At 50.3% G+C, this 21,528-nt stretch carries 16 protein-coding genes and 1 pseudogene; 13 read left to right on the top strand and 4 right to left on the bottom strand.

Features of this window, described 5'->3' with window-relative positions; translation table 11 throughout:
* Window positions 1–17: 17 nt before the first annotated feature.
* Complete coding sequence (locus EPA93_RS19635; RefSeq protein ID WP_129889140.1) at window positions 18–1,820, bottom strand: tetratricopeptide repeat protein; 1,803 nt, start codon at window positions 1,818–1,820, stop codon at window positions 18–20.
* Window positions 1,821–2,067: 247 nt separating this feature from the next.
* Here EPA93_RS19635 and coaE point away from each other — a divergent pair, with 247 nt between their 5' ends.
* The 9 genes and pseudogenes from coaE (at window position 2,068) to EPA93_RS19595 (ending at window position 10,773) form a co-directional block, all read left to right on the top strand.
* Window positions 2,068–2,673 (top strand): dephospho-CoA kinase, encoded by a 606-nt coding sequence (gene coaE / locus EPA93_RS19630; protein WP_129889139.1) that lies wholly within the window; start codon window positions 2,068–2,070, stop codon window positions 2,671–2,673.
* Window positions 2,674–2,682: 9 nt separating this feature from the next.
* Entirely contained in the window at window positions 2,683–3,084 is a 402-nt protein-coding gene (locus tag EPA93_RS19625) for a hypothetical protein (RefSeq protein WP_129889138.1), read from the top strand.
* Window positions 3,042–3,722, top strand: a complete 681-nt coding sequence (locus EPA93_RS19620; RefSeq protein WP_165423259.1) for an alpha/beta hydrolase — start codon at window positions 3,042–3,044, stop codon at window positions 3,720–3,722. The genes EPA93_RS19625 and EPA93_RS19620 overlap by 43 nt, the downstream gene beginning before the upstream one ends.
* A gap of 893 nt (window positions 3,723–4,615) precedes the next feature.
* Window positions 4,616–5,956, top strand: a complete 1,341-nt coding sequence (locus EPA93_RS19615; protein WP_129889136.1) for a branched-chain amino acid ABC transporter substrate-binding protein — start codon at window positions 4,616–4,618, stop codon at window positions 5,954–5,956.
* A 178-nt stretch (window positions 5,957–6,134) separates the two neighbouring features.
* Window positions 6,135–7,073 (top strand): branched-chain amino acid ABC transporter permease, encoded by a 939-nt coding sequence (locus EPA93_RS19610; protein ID WP_129889135.1) that lies wholly within the window; start codon window positions 6,135–6,137, stop codon window positions 7,071–7,073.
* A 60-nt stretch (window positions 7,074–7,133) separates the two neighbouring features.
* Window positions 7,134–9,125 carry a branched-chain amino acid ABC transporter permease gene (locus EPA93_RS19605; protein ID WP_129889134.1) on the top strand — a complete coding sequence of 664 codons (1,992 nt, stop codon included), beginning with the start codon at window positions 7,134–7,136 and terminating at the stop codon, window positions 9,123–9,125.
* Window positions 9,126–9,146: 21 nt separating this feature from the next.
* Window positions 9,147–9,740 (top strand): annotated as a pseudogene (locus EPA93_RS19600) (ABC transporter ATP-binding protein); the annotation flags it as partial.
* Between the two features lie 6 nt (window positions 9,741–9,746).
* Window positions 9,747–9,992 carry an ABC transporter ATP-binding protein C-terminal domain-containing protein gene (locus tag EPA93_RS51015; RefSeq protein ID WP_422877894.1) on the top strand — a complete coding sequence of 82 codons (246 nt, stop codon included), beginning with the start codon at window positions 9,747–9,749 and terminating at the stop codon, window positions 9,990–9,992.
* A gap of 73 nt (window positions 9,993–10,065) precedes the next feature.
* The gene (locus EPA93_RS19595; RefSeq protein WP_129889132.1) at window positions 10,066–10,773 is read left to right on the top strand and encodes an ABC transporter ATP-binding protein; all 708 of its coding nucleotides are present in this window, start codon (window positions 10,066–10,068) and stop codon (window positions 10,771–10,773) included.
* Between the two features lie 66 nt (window positions 10,774–10,839).
* Here the strand turns inward: EPA93_RS19595 and EPA93_RS19590 are convergent, their stop codons facing one another.
* The 3 genes from EPA93_RS19590 to EPA93_RS19580 all read right to left on the bottom strand — a co-directional run bounded on the left by EPA93_RS19590 (window position 10,840) and on the right by EPA93_RS19580 (window position 14,572).
* Window positions 10,840–11,034 (bottom strand): hypothetical protein, encoded by a 195-nt coding sequence (locus EPA93_RS19590; protein ID WP_129889131.1) that lies wholly within the window; start codon window positions 11,032–11,034, stop codon window positions 10,840–10,842.
* A gap of 165 nt (window positions 11,035–11,199) precedes the next feature.
* On the bottom strand, window positions 11,200–12,534 hold the full coding sequence (locus EPA93_RS19585; RefSeq protein WP_129889130.1) for a TolB family protein: 1,335 nt from the start codon (window positions 12,532–12,534) through the stop codon (window positions 11,200–11,202).
* Between the two features lie 10 nt (window positions 12,535–12,544).
* Complete coding sequence (locus EPA93_RS19580; protein ID WP_129889129.1) at window positions 12,545–14,572, bottom strand: APC family permease; 2,028 nt, start codon at window positions 14,570–14,572, stop codon at window positions 12,545–12,547.
* Window positions 14,573–15,372: 800 nt separating this feature from the next.
* Here EPA93_RS19580 and EPA93_RS19575 point away from each other — a divergent pair.
* From EPA93_RS19575 to EPA93_RS19560, 4 genes are all read left to right on the top strand, one after another.
* Window positions 15,373–16,776, top strand: coding sequence for a sigma 54-interacting transcriptional regulator (locus EPA93_RS19575; protein ID WP_129889128.1), 1,404 nt, complete (start codon window positions 15,373–15,375; stop codon window positions 16,774–16,776).
* Between the two features lie 14 nt (window positions 16,777–16,790).
* Entirely contained in the window at window positions 16,791–18,980 is a 2,190-nt protein-coding gene (locus EPA93_RS19570) for a VWA domain-containing protein (RefSeq protein WP_129889127.1), read from the top strand.
* Window positions 18,981–19,703 (top strand): 16S rRNA (guanine(527)-N(7))-methyltransferase RsmG, encoded by a 723-nt coding sequence (rsmG, locus tag EPA93_RS19565; RefSeq protein ID WP_129889126.1) that lies wholly within the window; start codon window positions 18,981–18,983, stop codon window positions 19,701–19,703. It begins immediately after the preceding gene.
* 436 nt (window positions 19,704–20,139) lie between these two features.
* Complete coding sequence (locus tag EPA93_RS19560; RefSeq protein ID WP_129889125.1) at window positions 20,140–21,417, top strand: MFS transporter; 1,278 nt, start codon at window positions 20,140–20,142, stop codon at window positions 21,415–21,417.
* The last annotated feature ends 111 nt before the right edge of the window (window positions 21,418–21,528 follow it).

The following is a 21,528-nucleotide window of genomic DNA, read 5'->3' as shown; positions in this document are numbered from 1 at the left end:
GCGGCAAATTTCGGCTTTTACTGACGTTTACCTCGTATTGCTCCGACAATGAGGCCGCCGATGGCCAGAAGAAGTGGCAGCAATGCAACTAAGCCAAGCCATCCCGCCAGGAGAAGGATGGGGGTGAGCAGCGTTGGATTAGCGTTGATGCGTGCGATAATGCTTGCATAGGCCAGCTTGTATAATCCTCCCAAAATGCCGGCTGGTAGCAGACAGAAGACCAATGTGAGGAGTAAGCGCGTAAAACCATATAGATAAGCTCCACGTGCTGCATTCACGCATAATAAAGCTGTTCCCAGTCCAATAGCTGCAAATGCTGCTGGGAGAGGGAGCTGCGGAATGAAAATCGGGAGGGCAGTGCCGATCAGACCCAGAATAAGGCCAGCAGCCTGAATAAGCAAGCCAATGAAAAAGGAAAGCGGTCCACCTTGCTTTTTCTGGAACATGGGTTGCTGGCCGGCCTGGCTTGTGGCTTCGGCCATGCGGGCCATAATGTTTGTTTTAATGCTAAATGTCTCTGGATTGCCTGGATTGAGTTCGAGCGAACGCTCGATATCGGCGAGCGCTGCCTCATATTGACCAAGGTTAGAGAGGATAACTGCTCGCATACTCCAGATTAAAGGATTCTCTGGCTCTAAGTGGGTAAGCTGCTCGATAATCGAAAGCGCTTCAGGCAAACGTCCAGCGGCACGCAAGATCTGGGCTTTCAACATCAAAGTAAAACTGTCCTGGGGCACAAGTTGCAGAATCTGCTCAACGCCATTGTAGGCCTCAGCGTAATTCTGAGCCTGCAGGAGTTGAAGAACCTGATTTTGCATGAGATCAATTTGTTGTTTTTGTTGCTCAGAGAGAGTGGCTACAGCTGACTGGGGAGCAGGATTGCTAGGTGATAATTGTGCAGTGGCTGCCGGGGCTTGCCTCATGGGTCCCATGGAGGGCGAAGCGGCGGCCGGCTGCATGTTCCCTGGCAGTGGAGCAGAAGCCGTTTGCGGGGTGCGTAGCAAGCCAGAGGGAGGGAGAGGAGCAGAGTTGCTATGAGGTGACATCTGTTGAAGAGCCGGAGCTTCGGGCAACGTGCCTACGAGAGGGAGCATCATTGTCTCTTGCCCAAAGATTTGGGGACGATGTTGCTCATCCAGCGAGCCAGAAAGATATTTATAAAGCCCCACTAGCCCGATAGTGCCTGTGGCCGGATCGCTGGCCGGTCCACATAGTCCAACGATGCTGCGATAGATAAAGCTGCCCAGGCTCTGCTCTGACTGTTCGGGCGCATACCCGTTACCACGACACGTGCAGAGGAATAGACGATTGCTACATTGTTGGAGCAAATTAAAGGTGGCAGGACCAAGTAAGGGACTCGCATCGTATGGAGAAGTGCGACGAGCTTGCCAGGCCGGCCCGGTTTGAAAGCAGTCGAGGAAGACCATGATCTCGCCGGCACGGCTGCGAGCCAGAACTTGTTGAACAAATGAAAAAAGGTGCAAGGCTGTTGCAGGGTCTTGATAACGCGTATTTGAGAACGCCAGATATCCTTCACCGTTCTGCTCATTGATAAAAGCGTGGCCAGCAAAGTAGATAAATATCAGGTCGCCGGGCTCTGCCTGGTGCAAGCACATCTGCGTAATCAGCGATTCTACAAGTGTACGCGTAACTGTTGCGCCCTGTACAAGCTGCATATCTGCAGGAGCCCATTTGCCACCTTTTTCATTGACAAGCCATTGGGCAAGGGCTCGGGCATCGTTTTCGGCGAACTGTAGTGTTTGAAAGGCGGGATCTTGATACTGGTTGACACCTATGATGAGTCCCAGGCGTCTGCTCATCTAAACTCCTCAAGGTCTATTAAGTATAATATTAGGCATTGTACGATACTCTGAAGCGACTATGATAATAAACAAGGGCGAATAAGTACTTTTGGGAGGGTTGTGATTCGTAGTATGTCATGATTGACATCTTCTTTGCGTTATTTAACTGTATTTACGCTAGCTTATCGAGGTGCAAGAAGATGTGCTATACTCTATAGTAGGCCAGCCAGAGCTCTATCCCATATTATTTTAGGAGCATTTATATATGCCTCGTGTTATTGGATTAACTGGCAATATTGCCTGTGGTAAAACTTCGGTTGGGCAAATGCTGCTTGACCAAGGGGCTGAGCGTTATATTGATGCGGATGCTGTGGTCCATCATCTCTATGAGAGAGGACAGCCAATTGCCCTGAAAGTAGCTGAACGATTTGGGCCCTCTGTGCTTGCCTCTGATGGGAGTGTGGAGCGCAAGGCGTTGGGGGCAATAGTGTTTCAAGATCCTGCTGCGCTACGTAAGCTTGAACAGATTGTGCATCCGGTGGTGGGGGAGGCATTGCTTCAGGAACTGGCAAGCGTGAGCGCGACAGGCATTGCTATAATTGATGCGGTCAAACTTTTAGAAGGCGGTTCTGCCAGGCTCTGCCAGAGCAAGTGGTTGGTGGTATGTCCCGAGGAACAGGAGCTGGCTCGCCTGATGGCGCGAAATAAGTTGAGCGCTGCTGAAGCCCACGCGCGTATTCAGGCCCAACCTCCTATTACTCCTAAATTAGCCCTGGTCGATGAAGTCATTGATAATGGCGGCACTCTTGCAGAAACACGTCAGCAGGTAGCAGCAGCATTTGAGCGTTTCATTAGAAAATTTCCTGCTTAGAGGTTATTTATGCGTAAATGGCTGTGGTTTCGGCGTCTGATATTGGTATTTTTCCTGATCCTGGCTATATCTGCTGGCTGGTTTTTGCATGGAATTATTTCCCCATCGCATGCGAAGCCGAAACATCCACAGGTCAGGAACACGCCAATTAAAACCGTTATGAGTCCGATGTCCTCTACAATACAAGATCCGCAAAGTGCAGAACGTATAAATCTACGTAGTAATACAGGCGTGCGTAGCAGATTATTTCAATTGACCGCTGGCCTGCGACCGGGGCGGGGCGATCCAGTCCCAGAAGCCCGTGACGTGCACGAGTTGCCCGTGGCAGATGTTGCTTTTTATAACTGGCGCGGCGAACTGCTCTCGGGTTGGCTAGCCCTATCTTCCCCCAGGCCCCTGTCATTATTCTGACTCATGGTACACCAGGTAATCGCGTTTCGATGATCTCGCGCGCCTCATTTCTCTATAAGCACGGCTTTAATGTACTACTTTTTGATTTTCAGAGCTATGGACGGAGCCAGGGAGCGTTTTCGACGCTTGGCATGGTAGAGTCCGAAGATGTTCTTGCGGCCATTGCCTATTTACGCGGTTTGCCAAATACGATGTATAGCAAAATAGGAGTTTTGGGCCTATCCATGGGCGCAACCGCCGCTGTACTGGCCGCCTCACGCTCCGATGACATTGCCGCTCTCGTGGCTGAGAGCTGCCCGGTAGATGCCACGCGGGTCACCTCCGATGTCCCGGACGAGGAAGCGCGCACAGCTGATCAAGAGCTAGTGGAAGAAGTATATGGGGTGGATATTACGCAGGCAAGGCCTATTGATGTAGTTAACAAGCTGGCAGGGCATACAGCTATATTTTTTATTAATGGTGATGCCGATAGTGTTACTCCTCTCGATGGTATGCAAGCCTTGTATCAGGCTGCCAGCCAGCCAAAGCAATATTGGGTCGTGCCCGGCGCGGGGCATGCTCAGGCTTTTGATAGTGATACCGCTGGATATATCTCACACGTGAATGCCTTCTTTGATGCCTATCTCTTGAAGTCATAAGTTTGTAGAGAGCTGGCTAGCTACACGAAAATTCGCTCGATGCTTTGGCAAAGCGTATTGTGCATAGTATAGTTTCGCCTGGCAGCCTGCCCCCGTTGTGGATAAAGAATATAAGGCTGTTAGTATATAGTTGCTATTTCCTTATCTCTGTCGAAGTGCTTGATTGAAGTGGAGGCTCGCCTTGTCATTGTCGTGTCCCTTTGTTGTGGCGATTGCTTCAGGATTGCGTCGCAATTGTGTCGCAAGCGTCGCGCAAGCTCATGTTGAACTTGCCTTTCTTACATGATCAGTGTTAGGATCAGAGAAACATCTGGAAGGGCGGGAAGTTTGTATGCCGAGCATATTGCTGGAAGAGGATGCCCACAGGCTTGCCAGGTGTTAGTGAACTAGAAGCGCTGAACTATCATGTATTTCACGCCAGCGATCGTTTGACGGCACTCCGTCTCTTAAGGAAAATAAGGCTGTGGTATGCTCGCAGTGTTCAAAATGAGGGATCTATGTCTCGTCCCGGCCATCAATGCCTATACAGATCATTCTATAGTTGAGTTTTTTTAATTGGTTATCTACTCAATGGGCTTTTTGGTAAGAATTGCATCTTGACAGCCTTAAGTATAGTCCGTATAATCTCAACAGCCTATGCCAGTCTCTGATAGATCTGTATGGAATATAAGTAGCGATATTTCTATTTGATTTGATCCTCTAAATGGTGAATATATCCTTGATTTGATTAAGCAAGGTCGGAAAGTAATTCTTACATAAATGTGAGAAATTACTGGAAGTTTGACGTACTATTTTCAACGGAGGGAACTCTATTTGTTAGCGATTACTTTATAATCGTGCTGCCCTCTGAATTTTAGTAAAATTGATATTGCTACAAGGAGGCTGACTACATCATGCACAGACGTTGGTCACGCATTTTTGTCCTGGCGATGGCAATCCCCTTGTTACTGGCAATGCTAGCTGCCTGTGGTGCCGGAACTACACCTACAGGTAACAGTACTGGAAATGGTGGAACGGCTGCTAAAGGCTCCACTATTATTAAAATCGGTACAGACTTCCCGGCAAGTGGTAAGGATGAAAGTACCGGTAAGCCTGCGGAAAACGGAGCCCACCTGGCAGTCGATCAGGCAAATGCTCAAAATCTTCTCCCAGGTTACAAGTTCGTATTTGACCCCAAAGATGATGTTGGCCCTAATGGCGCACATGATCCAGCTGTGGGTCAGAAGAATGTCACTGATCTAGCTGGCGATGCTCTCGTTGCAGGGATTGCTGGTCCGATCAATAGTAATGTCGCCCAGTCGCAGTTGCCAGTAGTTAATCAGGTACCTATCGCCTTGATTAGCCCGGCCAACACTAATGACTGCTTGACTAAGGAAGTTCCACAAGACGAGTGTGGTGGCGCTAAGAGCAAGATCTCGGTCTATCGCCCTACTGGTAAGGTGACGTATTTCCGTATTGCTACACCTGACCAGTATCAGGGTAAAGCCCTTGCCGATTTTTCCTACAAGGTGAAAGGCTATCGAAAAGCATACGTCTTTGACGATTCTGAGACCTACGGTGCAGGCCTTGCCAATGTATTCGTTGAGCAGTTCAAATCTCTTGGTGGGACGGTTCTTGACCGCAAGAGCGTTGCCAACACCACTACTTCCTTTGTAAATCTGCTTACCCAGGCTGCGGCTGGGAAACCAGATGTGATCTTCTTTGGTGGCAATGACTCAACCGGCGGTACTCCTCTGCGCCAGCAGATGATGCAGGTACCGGAGCTCAAAAATACTGCCCTTATCGGCGGTGACGGTATGTCGACAAGCGCTTTTGCGCGCACGATTCGCAATACTGGTGGACCAGTGTTTACCTCGGTTGCTGGTGCCGATGCTCAGAAATTGGACTCCGCAAAGAAGTTCCTCCAGGACTTTGACAAGGTTTACGGCATAAACAACATTTCTTCCTATAGTGCGGCCTCTTACGATTGTGCCATGATTATTATGCAGGCCGTCAAGGCGGCTATCAATAAAGGCGTGGCCACTCCAAAGGATTCAAGCGACCTGACTCAGGCCAAAGTATTCCGTCAGGCTGTAATCGATGCAATTCAAAACATCGATTACAATGGCGTCACCGGCCATCATACCTTCGATAAAGATGGCGATACAACCAACCATGTAATCTCAATCTACACCATCGCTGACAACCCCGACCAAGGGAATGGTTGGAAGTACTTGACTCAGTTGAAGTACTAGGATTAAGCCGTTCGCCTGGCCAGACTGAGGGTCAACAAGTAGGCTACTTGGTTAGACTGGTTGGCTAGCTTGCAAGAGAGCTGTTCACATATGCTAGGAGATCCTGTGTAACAGCTCTCTCTCATCCCTCAAGTTTCTAAATCTTAAAAATAAAGCAGGAAGGTGGGGTCCCTCACTAATGTCACTTTTCTTGCAGTTACTGGTCGTGGGAATTGCAACCGGGGCGATTTATGCACTGATTGCTCTGGGCTATACCATGGTTTATGGCATCATTGAGCTGATTAACTTTGCCCACGGCGACATCTTCATGATAGGCTCAATGGTCTCGATTGCAATCTTAAGTTTGATGGGCATTAATGCAGATTCTCATCCCCAGGGCTTTACCCTGGTCAGCGCTCTGGTGCTGGCTTGTTTGGGATCGATCGTCGTCTGTGCTGTATTAGGCGTAGTTATTGAAATAGTAGCTTATCGGCCTTTGCGTAATGCCCCTCGTCTGGCTCCTCTCATCTCCGCTATTGGTGTTTCGTTGATTCTTGAAGATCTTGGCAAGTTGTGGAAAGGCAATACCTATGTTGCATTCCCGCAGATCTTCCCCAAGGTTGACTTTACGCTGGGTCCACTGTCTTTCAGCAACATCAACGTGCTCGTCGTGTTGATAGCCGTGGTTTTGATGGTTGCTCTCCAGTGGTTAGTTACTAGTACGCGTATTGGTCGTGCCATGCGTGCTGTTGCTCAGGATCGCGATGCGGCAGCTCTTATGGGTGTAAATGTTAATCAAGTGATCTCAATCACCTTCATTATCGGTTCGGCGCTAGCTGGTGCGGCAGGCTTCATCTATGGATTGCAGTATGGCAGCACAATTTTCACTGTTGGCTTCAACCTTGGCCTTGTTGCCTTTACTGCTGCGGTGTTAGGGGGCATTGGCAATATTGCTGGGGCTATGGCGGGTGGCATAATTATTGGGGTTATTGAGTCGTTAGCAACGCTTATCCCTGAGTCAGTTTTGCCACATGGTGGTGGTGCGTGGTCCCGTGCAATAATCTTTGCCATCCTCATTTTGATCCTGGTGTTCCGCCCCTCTGGTCTCTTTGGCCAGCAAGTGCCGGAGAAAGTGTAAAAGCTATCGGGAAAAATTTTACTGTTACACCCATGTCTGCAGAAGCGAGGTGGTGAAAACGTGTCTTCTAGTACATTAAGCTCTCGTTTATATCCTCCTGGGCGCGAGGCGGGCGCTCTCCTGGTTAAATGGCTTGTTGCGCTTCTGGTTCCTGTAGTTGTGTTTACACTTTGGAGCGGAGAAGCGATTATTAATAACGTGCTGCTGGGATTCTTCGGCGAAAGTAACCAGTACGATATGGCGACTCTTGTTCAAGCTGCCATCTTTATGGTCGCCTTCTATGCTGCCGTGATCGCCCTCGCCGGTTATATGACTGCGGCGGATAGCGGGCGCCGTCATCCAGCTGAGCTATGGGTAGATGTTCTTGTCTATACATTGGTGCCCCTGGGGCTGGTTATTGCAACCAATAACCTGATTCTAGGCCTGGCCCTGTCTCTCGTCATCTGGGTGCTCTACTTCTTCCTCAGGAAGAAGGCTTTCCAGCTGTTTCACTATACCCCTTCGACTGTTCTTGAGAATTTAGAGCCTCTCGATAGTGCGCGTCAAGCTGACTTGATGAGGCGGGCTATACTTGGTAGTTTCTGGTTTGCCACGATATTCGCAGTTATCTCACTGGTAGTTGATCTCATTTTTTTCTTTATGGGATCTTTACCGACCATTCTTCTCATCTGGGTTGTCGCGCGTACCATTATATTGCCTGTGGCTGGCTATTTTCTTGGTAAGCTGGGCGGCATTGTTGCTTTGCGGCGTGTGATTAGCGCTAAGACAAATGGGAATGGAGAAAGTAATGGTGATGGCCCGCAAAAGGTGAGCCGCTGGCAGAAACTTCGTGTGCTCTCTTCGAGCCGGGCCAGTGAAGAGGCCAAGGATATAGTTCCGAATGATTTGCCTCTACGCAGTAGCGGAGCGCAGCGCTTTTACTTGATATTGATTGGCGCTTTTGTGCTGTTCTATCCTGTAATTGACCCATTCTTATTCGGCTTTGGTACCAATGGGCGCCTGGCTGGATATGGAGATGCGGGCTTCTATATTATTCTGGCCCTTGGCCTGAATATTGTAGTTGGCTTTGCCGGGCTGCTCGATCTGGGATATGTAGCCTTTTTTGCCATTGGCTCCTATGTATGGGGCATGTTTGGCTCTCCACAGTTCCAGGCTCTTACAGGGATAATCGTCAATCCGCAGGTCTGGCCCTGGTTCTTCTGGCCGATGCTACTTGTAGCCGCGCTGATAGCGGCTTTATGGGGTGTGATACTTGGCGCTCCTACGCTGCGTTTGCGCGGTGACTATCTAGCTATCGTGACGTTGGGTTTTGGAGAGATCGTGCCAATCGTTTTCCTGGAGCTGGATAAGTACACAAATGGTACCAACGGCCTGGTGAGCGTCTACTCTCCCAAATTCCCCGGTGTTGATTGGAGTAACTTTACTCCCGCTCCTTACTACTACTTAATTGTGGCATTGATCGTTTTGTGTATCTTTGCCAATATTCGGCTACGCGATTCTCGTTTGGGGCGAGCATGGATTGCCATCCGCGAGGATGAAATAGCTGCAGCCTCTTCAGGTATTAACCTGGCTCGTACCAAGTTGTTCGCCTTTGGCGCCGGCGCTTTCTTCTCAGGCTTGGCTGGCATGTATCATGCTGCTAAACTTGGTACGGTGACACCCGATAACTTTAACTCAACTGACTCTATCATCTACCTGGCCATGGTTGTCATCGGGGGCCTGGGCAGCATTCCAGGTGTAATTGTTGGTGCTATTGCTGTCTATGCTATTAACCTGTTGATCCTGGCCCAGTTGGATAGTTTAGCGTCAGATCCTGGTAGCTTCCTCCATGTAATTGTACAGGCAATACCTGGTTTCACTTTCGGAAGTATCCGCAACCTGATCTTTGGTACGATTCTTGTGATTATTATGATTTACCGGCCAGAGGGTCTGATACCCAGTGCAAGAAGACGTCGCGAACTTCATAAAGTTGAGGAAGAGCCGGTTGAGGTGGGTGCGCTGGATCAGCCTCCCGGGTCAGCGGAGTTTGAAGCTGAGGTGCACGTTGAGTAGCAGCGACGCTAGGAGAGAGTTATGACCGTGAATAGTGTAAAGCCGGCAGGCGATTCTGCTGAGTATAGCAGCGGGGCTTTGCTAGAACTAAGTAAGGTCACTAAGCGCTTTGGTGGTTTGGTCGCGGTACAGGATGTGGATCTGGTCATTAAGCCGCGGGAGATTATCAGCGTGATTGGTCCCAATGGCGCTGGTAAAACAACTGTCTTCAACTTGATTACTGGCATCTATCGTCCAACTACCGGCAATATCCTTCTTGAGGGAAAGTCGCTGGTGGGTGATAACCCTGACCAGATTGTTGCCCGTGGGATTACCCGCACTTTCCAGAATATTCGCCTGTTTAATAATATGACAGTTCTGGAAAATGTTCTGGTGGGGCAACATACACAGCTTAAAGCTGGTTTGCTGGGTTCGTTATTCCGCCCTCCGCGGGTTAAGCAAGAAGAGGAGGCTGCACGTAAGCGTGCCCTGGATTTGCTTACCTTCTTCGGAACCGCTCTGTTGGAACGGCAAGACGAATTTGTGATGAACCTCTCTTACGCTGAGAGAAGGCGTGTTGAAATTGCGCGCGCTCTGGCGGCTAATCCTAAACTGCTTCTCCTGGATGAGCCTACTGCTGGTATGAATGAGGCTGAGACATTGGAGGCTGTGAAGTATGTGCGGCGTTTGCGCGATGAGTTGGGTTTGACCATCTTGTTGATTGAGCATAAGCTTGCTGTAACCATGGGCATCTCAGATCGTATTGCTGTGCTCGACTATGGACGCAAAATTGCTGAAGGTTTGCCTGAAGAGGTACGCCGTGATGAAAGGGTTATCGCGGCTTATCTTGGTAAGTCTGCCAGGGTCGATCAGGAAGCCCGGGAATAGGAGGGATGTGATGATAGAGAGAAGCAATCCTTCGCCTTTGTCGGGGCATACACAAGAGATCACGAGGTCCACTATGTTACAGTTATCAGGTGTCGATGCATATTATGGCCCAAGTCAGGTGTTGCATAATATCTCCCTGGAGGTCAGTAAGGGAGAGATTGTGTGCCTGCTAGGAGCCAATGCGGCTGGCAAGACGACGACTATGAAGACGATCTTTGGCCTGCTTCGCCCCCGTAGTGGTTCGATCATGTTTGAGGGGCAGAAAATCGAGCGTAAATTAACTGGCAATATTGTAGGCTCAGGCCTGGCTCTCGTCCCAGAAGCGCGGCGTATCTTCCCTCGTATGACCGTGCTGGAAAATCTAGAGATGGGCGCTTATAGCCGTAGAAGCCGCGCAGAGATTAAGCAGGATCTAGAGCATGTTTATCAGATCTTTCCCCGCATTCAAGAGCGAAGGAAGCAGGTGGCCGGTACGATGTCCGGCGGTGAGCAACAGATGTTGGCGATGGGGCGAGCTTTGATGTCGCGTCCACGTATGATTTGTATGGATGAGCCATCAATGGGGCTCTCTCCTCTGCTGGTCGAGACCGTGTTTGAAACTATTGTACGTATTCGTGATGAGGGAATGACTATCTTCCTGGTAGAACAAAACGCCTCTATGGCCCTTAGTCTGGCCGATCGCGGCTATGTTCTGCAAACAGGTAAGATCGTCTTGAGCGATACTGCAGATAATCTTCTAAAAAATGACCTTGTGCGCCAGGCCTACCTCGGCGGCGCCTAGCTCGCAGTAATAGGATAGCCTGCTGCCTGCTGAGAAGTAGCAGGCTAAATCCTGTATATGCAGCAGTTAATCTTCGTCTAGCTGCTGATGCAATTCTGCTATGCGACGATTGACTTCTGTTAACGTGGTAACCCGTAATTCTTCCATATCTTCGCGTAAACTCTCAAGGCGCTCCAGCAGTTCGAAGACGTCATATTCGTCTTCGCCGGCGCTTTCGTCTTCTTTGTATTCCCCTTGCCTATTGTTATCAGCTTTTGCCATGCGGGTCGGTCCTTTCTAATTAAATTATCGGCCACAGCCCGATTATAGCAAATTCTCTCGGGGTGAAGAAAGATAGCAGAATTGCCTATCCCTTGTAGTTATCGAGCTTTCCAGGCCTGAGTTATAGGATCAGTACAATAAGGGCTTGCCAGCATGTGGAGCTCCTTAGTATACAAAGGACGTGTTGGGGTCCTGGTAGGACCATCCGGCCTGCGTATCCTTACCCGTATCGACTAAGCTTGGCGCTCCAAGGGGCTGACCTTTACTATTGATCGTAATTGTGTAGAGACCTGCCTTGATACCGTGATTTTGCCAGAGTAGACGATTGTGGGTGAGGAAAAGGAAGTGGCGGCTGTCTGAGGACCACAAACTATTTGGTACCGGCTGCAATAGGCTATTGATGGCTGGAAATGCTTTGGAGGCCGCGTTAGTCGGTGCACTGGGAGCGTCAGTGAGTAGGAGGCTGGTTTGCTTATCAGCAATGTGCACAAGGCTAAGTGTATGCGGACCGTCAAGCAAGAGAAATTGGCTGTCTGGCGACCAGTAAGGTACGCTATTGTTGGCGTCAGGGATGGTGAATGAGGTATGGTCTGCGAGATTAAATATGCTATAGGTTGAGTCAGTACTGTATAAAATGTGTTTGCCATCAGGAGACCAGGCGAACTGAGTGCACTTACAACGTGTAAGAGCCGTGGCATGTCCATCAGGGGTACGTAGGATAAGCTGTAGCTCAATTGGCGCTGTATCACCAGCCGCACGAGCAGATGGTGCGGGAAGAGCGTACAGCAAGCTGGCATTTTGCTGACCCGGCTGCCAGAGAACACGCTCTAAGGTAGCTGGGAAAGGATGGCCGGGCAGTGGCTTGTCAGTAAGGTAGCGGAGCTGCGTTCCCGCCAGCGTTGTAGTGAAGAGCCCGCGACTCGAATTCCCAACGATTTGTTGGTTGGTAGATGAAATCGAAGGTATAGAGTAACTGGGCGGTAGCGACTTAGCTGCGATGCCCCCAGGCTGATCATTCTGGGCTACCCACCAGATGGCTGACTCTGGGCTGCTAAGATCTGCTCTGCCAGTTTGGCGATACAGCAGACGTGTCCCGCTGGAGTTCCACATGGCATTGCTATAGAGCACGTCAGGGCTAGAGAGCGCTGTAGGGATAGCAGAGCCGCCGTCAACGCCAATTGTATTGATGGTGCTTGCTTCATCGACAATTGTTCCCGTCAGGGGATTGCTTTTCAGGTTGCGGGCGGCAGGCTTCTGGGCAAGACTTGGATCAAGCGCGCGAAAGGCAAGCAGGCGGTGGGTTGGTGACCAGCTATAGCCGATGACTGGCGTGCCCTGAGCCACGACCTCAAATGCATTGGCCCCATCAGGATCGCTTGTCCACAGATGCCCATCGCGTATAAAGGCGATGACATTGCCACCAAGATGCCCTGGACTGCAGGAGGCCAGGGCTATACATATAAGCGTTAATGCTGAGAGAAGAACACGTCTGGGCTTCATAAACTGCCTGTTACCAGCGTTTAAGCAGGTGGGCTACCTTACCTTCCGGTGTTGTTTCATAGCGGATGCGGTCAGGATTGATATCCTGGAATTGCTCATTGTCTTCCGCTGCAATGATCGTATCACGTGGGCGCAGTTTTTGCCAGACCTGCGCTACGATATCTGGCTGGGCCTGCAGGTAGATATAGCGACGTGTAGGTACTTTCGTCTTAATGGCCAGGCTTTCGGCCTTACCAAAGCTCTCTTTCGCTTTTTGGTCTTCCAGGTAGGGATCAACAATTTCCATCATGCGTGGAGCTGTCTCGCGTGGCTTGTGCTCACCTATATAGAGGAATACTACAGGCCTGCTCTCCTCAGAGTCATTGATTGCTGCACGAATAATGGCATCATTGTTTTTACTTTTGGCGAGGAGTACAGCTAGTACGCAATCGGGCAGGCGTTCTTCGACGCGCCTGACAACAACGGGAACAGGTACGCGCCCACTCTTTTGTGAGCTTCTATAGTTGATATAGGCTATAACCATACCCAGAAGAGCCACGCTTCCGCCAAAGACTGTGGCCAGAGGCTTGGTAACAAGATTTGTGGACCAGGCTACGGCGACGAGCAATGTAGTAAGAACACCCAGGGAGAAATCTATCTTGAACCAGAGACCACGGGTTTTCTGAACTACAGACATTCCACCTCCTATAGGTGCCAATCCATTAGGGGCAGGTGCTGTTTCTTTGGCCGGGTCAGGTGTGTCAGAAGCTTGTAGATCATGCAGCGAAGTTAGCTCGCGCGCAGCATTCCTCTCCTCTGAAGCGAGGTTGCCATCCTGTTGCTTATGGTGTAGGATGCGCAGAGCTTTGCGCCACTCCCGCGTGCGTACAATATCCAGGCTCAGGCAAGTAAGCGTAAAGGCGCCAAGCAAGCCGAATGCATACATATCGCCGAGAATATTGATGTTGCCCCATACTATAATGAGTACGGCCACGGGAATTCCGGTAGCCAGGGCAATCGAATAGTGAGGCGTGCCGCGCAGTTTGTTGCGGTCCAGGATGAAGCTCGGCAGAAACTCCATCCGGGAGAGGGCCATAAACACATGGTAGGAGCCGATGATGGCTGTGTTACAGGCGAAGACCAGGAGCGCGCTAGCGCTGATGGCAACTTCTGTTTGCAGAACAATATTTCCCCAGTGACCGGCGAGCAAGGAAATGATCTGCTGGCTCTTAACAGGATCAGCTGCCGCAACTGGTAGCAGATTGGTTGAGAGAATTGTCAGCAGTGGGCTGGTTATGCCAATCGTGATGACCACGAAGAAAAGGGCCCAGCTGGCTGTTTTCTTGCGTGGGGCTCGCATTACGGGCGAGAGCTGAGAGATACTTTCCAGACCTGAGAATGCCAGGAAGGAACCGGCGAAACCGGCCAGCAAGGCCTCCGGAGTGAGGGCATGGCTGGCAAACATCTTTTCGATCAAGACCAGAAACTGGCTGAAAGAAAGATGCGTAAAAACCGTGAACAAGATAGCGAGGTCACTGATAAACGCGATAACAGCTCCAGCCAGGCTCACTTTGGCACTTTCGCTAATGCCTATCCAGTTGAGAATGCCCAGGAGAATGATAATGCCTATGGTAATCCATAGCACATAGGGGCCGATGGCCGGAAAAACCACGCTGAAGTAAGTGAGCCCTGAGAGCGAACTGATGGCTGCCGTTAAAAAGTAGTCCACCAGAATAAACATGCCTCCCAGGGCGCCAAACCAGGGGTTAAGCGCCTGCCCTGCGACGGTGACCACTCCGCCACCCTGCGGAAAGCGGTGCGTGACTTCTGCATATTTCAGGGTGAGCAGAACAAAAACGGCCATCGTCAGGAAAACAAAGAAACCGGCCAATCCCTGAACGGATTGAAAAAGAATTCCTGGGGTATAATAGACCGAAGTACCAATGTCTGCGAAGACAACTGCCCAACAAAGAATAGGACCTAGCGAGCCTTTTCCCTGCGCGTGTTCGTCCTCGTGAGCGTTGTTTGCTGTTACGTGTGTCACAGAATCCTGTGTCATACTATCCTGTCATCCTTTGAAAGAGAAAAAAATGCTCTCTGTTTAGGGAGATACAAGCATGCCATGATTTTATGATAAGTCTGCTACAATAGCATGCGATGTTCGCTACATAGTGTAGCACAGCCCCTGGTACAAGTAAAACATTTTTGGTGTGTCTTATTCACATCTTTAGGGTTTTGGTAATTTTCTTGAGTAAATTTTTAGCCCTGAGAAATAGATATTGAGTGATTGCTGATAGCAGCGCGGGTTATCCTAATAAGATGCGGATTAAACGCTGATAGGTTGGCTTGGCGCATCATACACGCCAGTTTTTTGCATCACTGGGATTGTTAAGGGCTTCGCCCTTGACTTTGGCGCGGGGCTGTGCCCAGAGTGTTTCCTCCTTGCCGCCGCCAGGAGGCCCAAAAACCAGAGCTTGAAAGTCCTGGATGTTGCGCCAGGGCTATTTAGTTTTTATAGAAGCAAGAGCATCCTGTCCGAGGGACAGGGAGCAGAGGACAGCCAGTCCTCTGCCGGGGCGTGCCCCATTTTCCCTTCTTCTCGGGCGGGTGGGTGGGGCAAAACAGGAAAATTAAATAATCCTGGATATTGCGCTAGCTAAGAAGACAATACTAGATCCGATATTGTATAATAGAGATACTCACCGGGCGTATCGACCCGGTAGCAAATTATGCCCATCAATATTAAATATGGTTCCACCTGTTTTTTGGTTGTGTACGATCATGCAGGTCGGTTACTAGCCTCAGTACCGGACATGGAGCACACAAAGCCAATCCCCAAGAAAGGTAGCACGAAACCGAATGACCATAACGACTCGACCACGCACTATTGGCGAATTGCGAGCAAGTGGATATAGAGTGCTTTCTGTCAAGGAAGAGATGCGTAAAAACCTGGTCCAGAAGATCCGTAATGGCGAAGAGCTGTTCCCAGGCATAGTTGGCTACGAGGAGACAGTTATCCCGCAGATCGAGAATGCTATCCTCTCGGGTCAGGATGTTATCTTCCTTGGTGAGCGTGGTCAGGCAAAGACGCGTATGGCTCGTAGCCTTGTCAATTTGTTGGATGAGGTTGTGCCAGTGATCGCTGGCTGTGAGATAAATGACGATCCATTTGAGCCTATCTGTAAAGCTTGCCGTGATAAGGTGGAAGAATCAGGCGACGAAGTAGAAATTGCCTGGCTGCCTCGCGATAGACGCTACGGCGAAAAGCTGGCCACACCTGATATTACTATCTCTGATCTTGTTGGTGAGGTAGATCCTGTGCGTGTAGCCGAAGGACGCTATCTCTCCGATGAGCTGACTATCCACTACGGAATGATTCCTCGCACAAACCGTGGTATCTTTTGTATCAACGAGTTACCTGATCTGGCCGAACGCATCCAGGTCGGTTTATTAAATATTATGGAAGAGCGCGATGTGCAGATCCGTGGCTACAAGATTCGTTTGCCCCTGGATGTGTACGTTGTGGCCAGCGCCAACCCTGAAGATTATACGAACCGTGGACGCATTATTACTCCGTTGAAGGACCGCGTGGGTTCTGAAATTCGTACTCACTATCCGCAAGCAGTTGAGCACGAGATCCAGATTATGGAGGCGGAGAGCAGTCACTTTAGCACCGATGGACTGGAGATTGTTGTTCCTCAGTTTATGAAGGAAGTGATTGCAGAAATTACGCAGCTGGCGCGGCGCAGCAATGATATTAGCCAGCGCTCCGGGGTAAGCGTCCGCGTCTCTGTCTCAAACTTTGAGAACGTATTGAGTAATGCTAGCAGACGAGCTCTACGGCTCAAGGAGCGTCAGGCAGCGCCTCGCGTGGGCGATCTTGAAGCAATTATGGCTTCCACCTGTGGAAAGATCGAACTTGATGCTGTCGGCGATGTAAAGGAAGAGCGCGTGGTCCAGAAGCTCATCAATGCGGCCCTACTCAGCGTCTTTGGCGACTACTTTGATGCGCGCGAGTTTGACCAGCTAGTGGCTGGTTTTGAGCGCGGATTGAATGTTCAGGTAGGCGATGATATGCCTGCTATGGAATATGTCAATCAGCTTTCTAAGGTTGGTGGCCTGAGCAAAGCTATTGATAAGCTTAATGGGCGTGGTAGCCCGGCAACTATTGCCTCTTCCATCGAGTTTATACTCGAAGGGCTACACCTGAACCGACGTCTCAATAAGGATGAAGTTCGCGGCAGAGTACGCTATCGACGCTAAAGGAACATATAGATATGTTCGAACGCTTTTACAGGAATCGCTACGGATACTCGCGTTGGGATGGTACTCAGCGTATTGAAGGCTTAGACGCTGATGATATCCTGAAAGCTCTTTCTGACGATTATCTTGAGAATGGTAACCTGCAGCAGGCGCTTAAACGTCTAATGCAGGAAGGCGTTCGCGGTGAGAACGGTCAGCGGGCGATGGGCTTGCGCGAGATGATGGAGCGCATGCGTAACATGCGTGGCGAGCAACTGAATCGATATAATATGGCCTCGGGGGTGATGGATGATCTGCGTGAGAAGCTTGAAGAGGTGAAGCGCTTAGAGCGCGAGGGCATTCAACAACGCCTGGAAAATCAATCTCCAGGGCAGCAGGGGCAGACCAGCCAACAAGCTTCTTCTGATCAGGAGGAGCAACAACCCCAGGCTGAGGATCAGTCGGCTCAAGAACAGCGTGGGCAACAGTCAGCGCCTAATCAGTCGGGGGAGTCGTCCGAAGCTGGGCAAGCCGGTCAGTCAGGACAAACAGGTCAGGAGGCGCTTTCTCCTGCACAGATGCGTAAAATGCTGGAGATGATTGCTAAGCGCAAGCAGGAATATCTTGATAAGTTGCCACAAGATATTCCCGGCCAGATAAAAGGGCTCTCTGAGTATGACTTCATGGATGAGCAGGCCCGCGAGAAATTCCAGGAATTGATGGAGGGCCTGCAGCAGCAGATGATGCAGCAGTTCTTCCAGGGAATGCAGCAATCGATGCAGAATATGACGCAGGAAGATGTCACCAAATTGCGCGAGATGATCCGTGATTTAAATAAGATGTTGCGTGAACGACAAGAAGGCCGGGAGCCGGATTTCGATTCGTTTATGCAGAAATATGGTGAATACTTTCCGGGTGTCAACTCTCTTGATGATCTGATTGAGCAGATGCAGATGCAGCAGGCAGCCATGCAGGGCATTCTTGACAATCTCTCTTCTGAGCAGCGGCAGGAGCTGCAGCAATTGATGGATCAGCTTGTTGGCGATGATCGTATTCGCGTCGATATGCTAGAGCTGGCCCAGAACCTTGAGGCCCTGGCTCCGATGGAGCAGGTACGTACGCGTTTCCCTTTTAGAGGCAATGAGACATTGCCCCTTAATGAGGCGATGCGTATGATGGGACGCTTGCAGCAGATTGAGGGGTTAGAAGAGCAGTTTCAGGAGGCGCGGCGCCTTGATGATATTGGGGCGGTTGATAGCGATAAGGTCAAGGAACTGCTTGGCGATGAAGAGTATCAGTCTATTGAGCAGTTAAAAGAGCTAATGAAGACGCTGGAAGAAGCTGGCTATATCGAGAAGAAGGGCAAGCGCTGGGAGTTGACGGCGCGTGGCATCCGCAAGATTGGCCAGAAAGCTCTACAGGATATCTTCAATAAGCTCAAGCGCGATGGCTTTGGACGCCATGTCAGTCCTTTCCGTGGTATAGGTGGCGAGCGCTCCGATGAGAGTAAGGCCTATCAGTTTGGCGATCCATTCTTGCTGGATCTGCAAAAAACGCTGATGAACGCGGTTCACCGGCGCGGTACCGGTACGCCGGTGGCCTTGCAAAAGGAAGACTTCGAGGTCTATCGCACTGAGTTTACAACGCAGTCTTCGACAGTATTGATGATCGACATGAGCCTGAGTATGATCTATAATGGTTGTCAGCCGGCGGCGAAGAAAGTGGCGGTTGCGCTGGAAAGCTTGATCCGTTCGCAGTTTCCGCGCGACAATCTCTATATTGTGGGGTTTTCGTTCATAGCTCGTGAATATAAGCCCAACGAGTTGATAGAGATGAGCCGCTACGATAATGATCGTGGCACAAATATGGCTCATGGCCTGATGCTGGCGCGGCAGTTGTTGGCGCGGCATCGTGGCGTCAATAAGCAGATTATTATGATTACAGATGGCGGTCCTACTGTCTGGTACGAGGAGCGATATGGTGGATGGCAGTTCGCCTTCCCCAGCCCTTATGCCGAGCAGCAGACGCTTCTTGAAGCTCAGCGTTGTACACGTGATGGGATTACTATTAATACTTTCATGCTGTATGACGATCCCTACATGGTTGCCTTCGTGGATCAATTGACTGAGGTCAATCATGGACGCATGTTCTACACTGACAGAGACAACCTTGGCGAGTATCTGCTTGTCGATTACTTGAATAGTAAGCGGAAGATTATATCGTAGATGTCTGAAAATTTATCGGCTGCCTTCGTTGAGGGATTGCACGAACTTGATCTTGATTTAAGCAGCCAGCAGATTGAGCAGCTTGTGTATTATCAACAAGCTTTGCTTGACTGGAATACTCGTGTAAACCTTACGGCTATCACAGATTCTGAGGAAGTGTTATTAAAACACTTCCTCGATTCGTTGTCTTTGCTCGCTGCATATCGCGCGCCAGATACCCGCCTGCTTGATATCGGTTCTGGCGCTGGTTTCCCAGGGCTACCTCTAAAGATAGTGTCTCCTCGATGGAGGGTAACGCTGCTGGAAGCTACGGGCAAGAAAGTAAACTTTCTCCGGCATATGATTGAGGCGTTAGGCCTGGATGGGGTTGAGGCTATTCATGGGCGGGCGGAAGAATTGGCTCACACTCCCGCGTATCGGGCCTCGTTTGATGTGGTAACTGCCCGGGCCGTAGCATCACTTTCCTCTTTATTAGAATATAGCGCGCCGTATTGCCGGGTGGGCGGCCTGATTATTTTGCCCAAGAAGGGCGAGTTGACTGAGGAGCTGGCGCTGGGGAAGCGTGCTGCAATCCAGCTAGGGACTTTGCTCAAGTCTGATATACCTGTGAAATTGCCGGGCCTGGCAGATGGGCGCCGCCTTCTTGTCTGGGAGCAGCAAAAGCTTTGCCCTGCGCGCTTCCCACGAAGTGGCGCGGCTATGGCCAAAAAACCGTTGGGATAATCTTGCTTCATCTGGCTCTTGCTCTGTGTGTTGGGGAACACTTACTTTGCGCCTCGTAGTAGAAAGTTGCGCAAGCCGCCTGTTGGGGGACAAAGGTGACGGCTAGAAAATCCCGCTCTGCCCTTACTTCTCCTTAAGCTATTCATATAATGCCTCTTGCTTGCTAGAATATCCCCTTGTCTTGAAGAATAGGAATGATCCCCGGGTGGTGCGAATCATCCGGCTAGATGATGCTGACTCATCCAGCTAACAAGTACCGTAGAAGCAATCTAAAAACAAGCAAGGAAGATTCTATGAAATTAAACTTGGCTACGGTACGCCTTACCTGCTTAGCACTAGCTGAAGTGCTAATAAGCTGTAGCGTCTCGACAATTGAAAGCGTTGCACTACTCTCATTAATGTATGTCAGAAGGAGCGACGGCGAGGAGGTTGCTCGATGAATGCCTCTAACCCTGATGTTCGACATGCCTCTGAGAGCAAGACACCTGCTCCCGGGCGCAAAGCCATCTTCTTTCTCGTGGTCGTTGCCTGCCTCAATACCATGGGCATGACTATTATCAATCCTGTAGTACCGTTTATGACCTTGCAGCATCTGGATGATCCGCAAAATCTTGCCCTCGTTGTGGCTTTTCTGACTTCGAGCTATGGTATCAGTCAGCTTCTTGCTGCCCCAGCCCTGGGATTATTGAGCGATCGCTTTGGGCGTCGTCCGATCCTGCTCATTTGTTTGTTGGGCTCCGTGGTTGGCTACCTGCTCTTTGGACTGGGGAACTCGCTCTTGCTGCTTTTTCTTGGCAGGATTATCGATGGCCTGACGGGTGGTAACTTTAGCGTTATCTTTGCCTATATCGCGGATATCACTGAGCCGGAAGAACGAGGGAAATACTTTGGACTCATCGGAGGCTTTTCCGGAGTTGGCCTTATCATTGGCCCCAGCCTTGGTGGCTTGTTAGCAACTGTCAACTATAGTGTGCCATTTCTGGTTGCAGCCCTTGTTATCCTGCTTGATATTGCCTGGGGCTTCTTCTTTCTACCTGAGAGTTTGCCGCAAGAGCATCGCAGGCTCACAATTAGCCTGCAGGATCTCAACCCATTTAAACAATTAGGCGGAGTGTTTACCTTTGCCCACTTGCGCTGGCTCCTGCTGGCTGGCTTCTTTTATTACTTTCCATTTGCCAGTATGGGGGCAATCCTGACTGTCCTGCTAAAGGATAGCCTGGGCTGGGATGCCACTGCTGCCGGCATCGTTGTAACAGCTGTTGGTGTAGTTGATATTCTCGTGCAGGGTGTACTTGTGGGCAGACTGCTACCTATCTTTGGTGGCGTAAAGTTGTCTATTGGCTCTCTCGTGTTAGTTGTCCTTAGCTATATCCTGATTGGCTCTGTTGCGCTGATTGCTTCACCACTTCTGCTTATTATGGGGGTAGTTGTCTTCGCCGGTGCAGGAGGTCTTGTGGAGAATGCGCTACGCAGCCTGACCTCGCACCTGGCCGGGCCTCACCAGCAAGGTTTGATTGGCGGAGCTAGCCAGTCGATGCAGTCGCTGGCAATGATTTTGGGACCGCTATTTGGTGGTCTGCTCTATGTTCAGCTTGGCCATGCTACGCCCTATTGGGCTGGCGCGTTAATCGTTATTCTGGCAATCATCTCGGTTATGCTGGCTAGCCCCGCCGTGCGCATCCACCAGGCTGCGGAAAAGGCAAATGATGCATGAGTAAAGTGAGATGGAGGCCATAGATCAGGTGTGTAAAAATCTGATCTCTTCCCTACTCTTGCTCGACCTATGCTCTGCTAGCTGCTTAAGAAATAGCCCGACTTGTCGATA

Origin of the sequence: Ktedonosporobacter rubrisoli (assembly GCF_004208415.1) — a bacterium.
Classification (GTDB): Bacteria; Chloroflexota; Ktedonobacteria; order Ktedonobacterales; family Ktedonobacteraceae; genus Ktedonosporobacter; species Ktedonosporobacter rubrisoli.
The sequence above is the reverse complement of the archived record's forward strand: the minus strand, read 5'-3'. Positions and strand labels throughout refer to the sequence as shown.